This window comes from Pseudomonas protegens, assembly GCF_003732485.1.
Taxonomy (GTDB): Bacteria; Pseudomonadota; Gammaproteobacteria; order Pseudomonadales; family Pseudomonadaceae; genus Aquipseudomonas; species Aquipseudomonas protegens_B.
The window spans coordinates 113,278-117,754 of the sequence record NZ_MOAK01000074.1 but is presented as its reverse complement, the minus strand read 5'-3'; the positions used below and the strand labels follow the sequence as shown (position 1 = coordinate 117,754).

Below are 4,477 nucleotides of genomic sequence, written 5' to 3'. Positions count from 1 at the left end.
CCATCCACCTCGTAGGAGCTGGCTTGCCAGCGAAGGCGGCCGCATGACTGGCGCAGGGTTCAGGGACTGTTCGCCAGCAAGCTGGCTCCTACGGCCGCTGTGTCAGCCTGGCGTTCTGAAACACACCAGTTATCCACCTCGTAGGAGCTGGCTTGCCAGCGAAGGCGGCCGCATGACTGGCGCAGGGCTCAGGGGCCATTCGCCGGCAAGCCGGCTCCTACAAGGGCTGGTGTTGTGTTTGTGGCTGGGCAGTGCGCTGGCGCAGCCGGCGTTGCGGGTCTCCAGCCAGAAGCAGTCGCTGAAGATTCTGCTGCAGGCCGCCGGCGAGCTGGAGCAGGTGCCGTATCCCATCGAGTTCGCTTCCTTTGCCGCCGCCGCGCCCACCGCCGAAGCCCTGGCGGCCGGGGCGGTGGACATTGGCAGCCTGGGGGATGCGCCGTTCGTGTTCGCCGCCGCCGCCGGGGCGCCGATCAAGACCGTGGGGGTGATCAAACTCAAGGTCACGCCCACGGCAGTGGCGATTGTGGTCAAGAACGACTCGCCGCTGCAGGATGCCGCCAGCCTCAAGGGCCAGCGCATCACCACCACTCGCGGCTCCATCGGCCATTTCCTGGCCCTCGCCGCTCTGCGTTCGGCGTGGCTGCACGGCGCGGATGCGCAGTTCATCTTCCTGCAGCCCGCCGAGTCCCGCAGCCTGCTGAGCAATGCTCAGGCCGATGCCTGGTCGACCTGGGACCCCTACACCAGCATGGTGCAGATGGAGGGGGGAAGTCGGGTGCTGGTCAGTGGCGAGGGCCTGTTCGCCGGGCACATGTTACTGGTGGCCAATGATCAGGCGATCCATGACAAGCCGGCACAGATTGCCGATTTCCTCCGGCGCCTGGATCGCGCCTATGCCTGGGCCAATCAGCATCAGGCCGAGTTTTCCCGCATCCAGGCCGGCTACAGCGGCCTGCCGGTAGAGGTCCATGAACGCTCCAACCGCTACTCCGTGCCCCGACGCATTGCCGTGGGGCCATCGGTGGTGGCGGATGTGCAGCACACCGCCGATCTGTATCGCGAGGAGGGCATTATCCGCCAGTCTTTCGATGCCTCGGCTTACATGGACGAACAGTTCAATGAAGTTGAATGAACAGATGGCGTTTTTATTAATTAAGCTCGGGAGGAACGAATAAATATCCCCTCAATAATGTCTGCTGTTTAACTTAACTATCAGCAAATTTCATAGTGTCCGCACAGCCCGTTAAAAGTGCCGGTGATGGCCGCTATTTGCCTGATTTTCGATACATTTTTAAGTTTGGATATTAGAGATAAAGGGTATTTCACAAGGCATTGGCAACTGCCTAAGGTGGCCTTGAAATAAATTCTTACGTTCTGCCAAAGATGTACTTCGTCGCTACTTCCAGGGAATAAGGGAGCTTGCATGTTCACAGTCACTACTGCCGACAAACTTGAAGCGCGGCATATCCTCGATGTCGTTGAAAAACGTTCTTATGGCGTCCAGCTCAAAGGTTTCTGTCCGCCGGACACCTTGCAGGTGGCGCGGGATCATCTGTACCAGCAGGAGCTGCGCAGCGCCTTCAGCCAGCAGCAGGAATTCGTCCGCGTCGGCAAGGCCTATATCGAGATCCAGGATGAGCAGAGCCGCGCCGAATACCACGCCCTGGCACTGCCCAATATCCGCAAGATCCGCAACCTGTTCCGGCCCCTGGCCTCGCCCATCGACGAGCTGCGCCTGCTGCTGGATGAGGTCTGGCCCCAGGGCGCGCACCTGCTGCAAGTGGGGGGGCAGAAGTGCTTTGTCGGTATCGCCCGCTTCCAGGGCTCGGGGGTCGATCTCACGCCCCACACCGACAAGCTCGAACGCAATGCGCCGCAGGGCCACAGCCCGCCGCTGCTGACCCAACTGTCCACCAATATCTACCTGGAAATTCCCGAGGATGGCGGAGAACTGGAGATCTGGGGCATCGAGCCGGACGAGGAGGAGTACAACCGCCTGAAGGGCGAGCGGGCCTACGGCATCGAGCGCCATCTGCTGCCGCCACCGGATTTCGTGATCAAGCCCGAGCCCGGCGACCTGATCCTGCTCAACCCGCGGCTGATCCACGCGGTCCGCCCCTCGGCCAGCAGCACCCGGGTCACCCTTGGGGTCTTTATCGGTTATTACGGCGAACAACAGCCTTTGGCCTACTGGAGCTGAACTCATGAGCAAGGTGCAGGAAATCAATCTCAAGGCCTACTTCAACAAGGGCGGCGAAGAGCACGAATTCGACGGCAAGCGCGTGGTCCTGGCGGTCAGCGTTGGCCAGGAATATCACGAAGACCAGAAGCTGCGTTCCACCATTCACCTGATCAACCAGTCCGGCTTCAGCCACGTCAAGGTGGTGGTGGCCGACACCCTGCAACGCCACAACAAGCACGGCAAATCCCCGGGGGAGGCGCTGTCGGCGTCGATCCGCGACGGCGATGCCTGGCTGGCGCGCAACCAGGACATCCTCGATGGCCTGCGGGTGCCCTATCACATCACCCGCTGGAACCAGGAACTGGCCAGCGACCGCTATGCCGAGTTGCGTCAGCAACTGGACCGGATCTATCAGCAGCGCGAGGAATTGCGCGAAGCCATCGACAGCACCATTGGTGTGTTCACCGAGCGTTTGCGCCTGCGTGACGAGCATGCGGACATCGAACGCGCGGCGGCCCAGTGCCGCGAATACATCCTCGAGGAGATTCCCATCATCCTGCCGCTGTGGGCCGATGAGGGTTATCACTACGTGCTCTACCCGCAACAGATGACCACCGCCATGGCCACCAGCCGCGAGCTGCTGATCGAGCCCCACAGCCCGGACCGGGTGCGCTGGCTGCCGCTGAAGTTCAAGAAGCGCGGGATTCCGATTCCGTTCACCTTGCCCGGGGCCATTCACCCGAACTGGACCAGTGGCGCCATCGCCATCTGACCCGCCGCGATCAATGTAGGAGCTGGCTTGCCAGCGAAAGCGCCCTTGCCGGCGATACAGGATTCAAGGGCCTGTTCGCCGGCAAGCGGGCTCCTGCAGAGCGTTTTTTTATGACTGACAAGGAGTTTCCATGAGCGTTTTTGCGCAACAGCAACGCAAATGGTGGGCATTGCTCGGTGTGAGCATCGCCAGTTTTCTCGGCTGTGTGGATTTCACCATCGTCAACACCGCGCTACCGGCATTGCAGACTGATCTGGGGACCTCGGTGGACAGTCTGCAGTGGGTCATCAACGGCTTCATCCTGGCGCTGTCGAGTTTCATGGTGCTGGTGGGGCGCCTGGCCGACTTGCATGGACGCAAGCGGGTGCTGTTCATCGGCTTGACGGCGTTCGGCCTGGCGTCGCTGGCGGCCGGGCTGGCGACGCAGATCGACACCCTGATCGGTGCCCGGGTGATTCAGGGGCTGGCCTGTGCCGTGCTCTACACCGCGTCGGGGGCCATTGTCTCCAGCACCTTTGACAGCGCCGAACAGGGCAAGGCCTTCGGTGTGCTGTTCGGCGTCAACGGCGTGGGGCTGGCAATCGGACCGGTACTGGGGGGGCTGATCACCAGTGGTTTTGGCTGGCAGTGGATCTTCCTGATCAACGTGCCCTTCGTGTTGCTGAGCCTGGGCATCTGCAGTTTCAGCGTGAAGGAATCCCGCTCGGCAGAGGCCGGTGCACGACTGGATGTAGGGGGCGCGTTGCTGTTGCTGATCGGCTTGCCGAGCCTGGTGCTGGTGATCGTCCAGGGTGGCGCCTGGGGCTGGGGCTCGCACCTGACCCTGGGTTTGATCGCCCTGGCGACCCTGGCCCTGGTGGCCTTCCTGGCGGTGGAGAAACGGGTGGCGGCGCCGATCATCGATCTCAAGCTGTTCGCCAATCGGCGCTTTGTCGCCGGGGTCGCGGCAAGCTTCGGCCTGGCGCTGTTCTACTGCGTGGCGTTTTTTGTCATGCCGTTGTATCTGGCGCAGATCCGTGGCGAGTCGGTGCAGGCCAGCGGCTTGCTGTTACTGCCCACCACCTTGGGGGTGGCGTTGCTGTCGCCGCTGGTGGGACGGCTGGTGGACCGCAAGGGCCCGGCGCTGCTGATCAAGACCGGGCTGCTGCTGTTCGTGCTGTCGGCGCTGTTGCAGGCCGGGTTCGACCGCCAGACCTCGCTGGCGTATCTGCTCGGCGCCTTTGTCATCATGGGCCTGGGTTGGGCCAGCATTCTCGGGCCGTCGACGGTGCTGGGGATTTCCTCGGTGCCCCAGGAAGTGGGCTCGGTGGCCATGGGTTCGCTGATGACCCTGCACAACGTTGGCGGTGGCGTGGGGCTGGCGGTGGGGGTGGGGTTGTTCCACCACTTTTCCGCGACGCCGCTGGACGATGCCCAGGGCGCCTTTCTCAACGGTTATCGCGGGGTGATGGGTTTTTTGGCCGTGGCGACGCTGTTGGTCTGGGCCACGGTGAGCCTGTTGCTGCGTACCGCCCCGGCTACCC

General features: G+C 62.5%; 4 protein-coding genes. All 4 read left to right on the top strand.

All coding sequences use genetic code 11. The features are described 5' to 3' along the window. Positions 1-43 precede the first annotated feature (43 nt). Positions 44-1,132: an aliphatic sulfonate ABC transporter substrate-binding protein gene (locus BLX41_RS20420; protein WP_123726344.1), complete on the top strand. Its 1,089-nt coding sequence runs from the start codon at positions 44-46 to the stop codon at positions 1,130-1,132. 291 nt (positions 1,133-1,423) lie between these two features. Further along, positions 1,424-2,200 carry a 2OG-Fe(II) oxygenase gene (locus BLX41_RS20415; RefSeq protein WP_123726343.1) on the top strand — a complete coding sequence of 259 codons (777 nt, stop codon included), beginning with the start codon at positions 1,424-1,426 and terminating at the stop codon, positions 2,198-2,200. Between the two features lie 4 nt (positions 2,201-2,204). Beyond that, complete coding sequence (locus BLX41_RS20410) at positions 2,205-2,954, top strand: tRNA-dependent cyclodipeptide synthase (protein ID WP_123726342.1); 750 nt, start codon at positions 2,205-2,207, stop codon at positions 2,952-2,954. A gap of 130 nt (positions 2,955-3,084) precedes the next feature. After that, a partial coding sequence (locus BLX41_RS20405) for an MFS transporter (protein WP_123726353.1) occupies positions 3,085-4,477 on the top strand: 1,393 nt, incomplete at its 3' end.

What these genes read in the sequence shown, in the direction of transcription:
- BLX41_RS20420 (WP_123726344.1), top strand. Translation starts at nt 44, where the DNA reads ATGACTGGCGCAGGGTTCAGGGACTGTTCGCCAGCAAGCTGGCTCCTA.
- BLX41_RS20415 (WP_123726343.1), top strand. Translation starts at nt 1,424, where the DNA reads ATGTTCACAGTCACTACTGCCGACAAACTTGAAGCGCGGCATATCCTC.
- BLX41_RS20410 (WP_123726342.1), top strand. Translation starts at nt 2,205, where the DNA reads ATGAGCAAGGTGCAGGAAATCAATCTCAAGGCCTACTTCAACAAGGGC.